The sequence below is a fragment of the Myroides sp. NP-2 genome (assembly GCF_014145665.1).
GTDB lineage: Bacteria > Bacteroidota > Bacteroidia > Flavobacteriales > Flavobacteriaceae > Flavobacterium.
In genome coordinates, this window is sequence record NZ_JACHTD010000036.1 from 1 (window position 1) to 1,802 (window position 1,802).

A 1,802-nucleotide genomic window follows, 5' to 3' on the forward strand; every position below is an offset into this window, starting at 1 on the left:
TTACAAGTGAACTTGTCAGAAGAAGAACTCTTACATCTTCGTTTTTCTCCGACCATTCTATAATTGTTCTTAACTTTTCTTCTCTGACTTTCATTTTGTTTGGTTCGGTTTTACTATGTCGTACAACATCTGTTTTAACGAAACGAATATACGGAAAATTTCGCTTAACCAACCCTATACGTGTTTCGTTATTTGACTTTTCTTTCTACATAAGATATTGATATATTTGTATTTAAAAAATAAAACCGCACAAATAGCGAAACAAAATATTATAAAATACTATTTCCCTGATATGAATAGCGAAATCATACTTGAAACCTTCGAAAAGAGATTGCTGATGCAGAGATATGCTGGCAATACCATTAGATCGTACAAGGATTACGCTAGTATATTTCTTAAACATGTTAGCAAATATCCCTCCCTTGAAGAAATTCCACTGTCAGATATTGAGGCGTTTATAAACGAAAAAGTTCAAAATGGGAAAATTAGTGTTTCCTATCAAAAAGGATTAGTGGGCGCAATCAAGAAGATGTACGAACTGATATTGGACAAAAAAATCCAACTGGATTACTTATACCCGAAACGATCATTTTCTAAATTACCTAAATTCTTTTCAAAAGAAGAAGTAAGAAATATTCTCGATAACACTCAAAATCTAAAACACAAGGCTATTCTGATGACAATCTATAGTTGTGGACTACGTCTTAGCGAACTGTTGAATCTCAAAATCAAAGACATAAAATCTTCCGATGGAATTATCAGAATCCATCAAAGCAAAGGTAATAAAGATCGGATTGTATCATTACCAGACAAATTGCTGGCGACTTTGAGACATTATTATCAAGCATTCAAGCCAAAGGAGTACCTCTTCGAAGGTGAGAGGGGTGGCAAGTATAGCGAACGAAGTGTACAGTTGATTCTGAAAAAAGCATTGATCAAAGCAAATGTTCAGTCGGAAGGCTCTGTACATACATTGCGACATTCTTATGCCACACATTTAATCCAATCAGGTATCGATATCCGAATTGTAAAAGAGTTATTGGGTCATGAAAATATAAAAACGACTATGATCTACACTCATATCACTGACATAGACAAGCAAAAGACTCCTAGCCCTCTTGATTTTTTATAAGAATAAGATGAACTTTTCACGCTCTATAGAAACAAGCATTATGTTCCAATCATTCTTTAAGAAGGGTTATTCTTCTAGCTTAACTTAACTTTGCTTAGGTTATTGAATAATCAATATTCAGATATAATTTGTCCGAAATGTGTCCGAAAAAAGAAAAAGCCACTGATTATCAGTGGCTTTTGTCGGGGTGGCAGGATTCGAACCTGCGACCTCCTGGTCCCAAACCAGGCGCGATGACCGGGCTACGCTACACCCCGCTTTCGGTATCGTGAGTGCAAATATACGGCAAAAATTCAATTTGTCAATAGTTTTGACTGTTTTTTTTACATAAAAAAGAATTTTACTTGTATAGTGGTGATAATTATATAGTTATGGTGAGTGGTGAGTGGTGAGTGGTGAGTGGTGAGTGGTGAGTGGTGAGTGGTGAGTGGTGAGTGGTGAGTGGTGAGTGGTGAGTAGTGAGTGGTGAGAGGTGAGTGGTGAGTTGTGAGTGGTGAATGGTGAGAGGTGAATGGTGAGAGGTGAGAGGTGAGTGGTGAATGGTGTACATCCCTAAATATGGTTGACCGTTTTTAAACATTAACTTCATTATTAAATATAGTAATAAATGGTTTGGAAAAAGTACTTTTTCCAAACCATTTATTTTCAAACTCAACAGGTGTCATTTTAT

Annotated in this window: 1 protein-coding gene, 1 tRNA gene and 1 pseudogene; 1 reads left to right on the forward strand and 2 read right to left on the reverse strand. The window is 36.0% G+C overall.

Features of this window, described 5'->3' with window-relative positions; all coding sequences use genetic code 11:
• A pseudogene (locus H4K35_RS15465) lies at window positions 1-94 on the reverse strand (aminoglycoside 6-adenylyltransferase); the annotation flags it as partial.
• Window positions 95-292: 198 nt separating this feature from the next.
• Between H4K35_RS15465 and H4K35_RS15470 the strand changes: the two are divergent.
• Complete coding sequence (locus H4K35_RS15470) at window positions 293-1,132, forward strand: tyrosine-type recombinase/integrase (RefSeq protein ID WP_039990626.1); 840 nt, start codon at window positions 293-295, stop codon at window positions 1,130-1,132.
• Window positions 1,133-1,314: 182 nt separating this feature from the next.
• Here the strand turns inward: H4K35_RS15470 and H4K35_RS15475 are convergent.
• Window positions 1,315-1,389 (reverse strand) — tRNA-Pro (locus H4K35_RS15475).
• Window positions 1,390-1,802 lie beyond the last annotated feature (413 nt).

Coding starts and splice junctions, on each gene's coding strand:
- H4K35_RS15470 (WP_039990626.1), top strand. CDS start 293: ATGAATAGCGAAATCATACTTGAAACCTTCGAAAAGAGATTGCTGATG.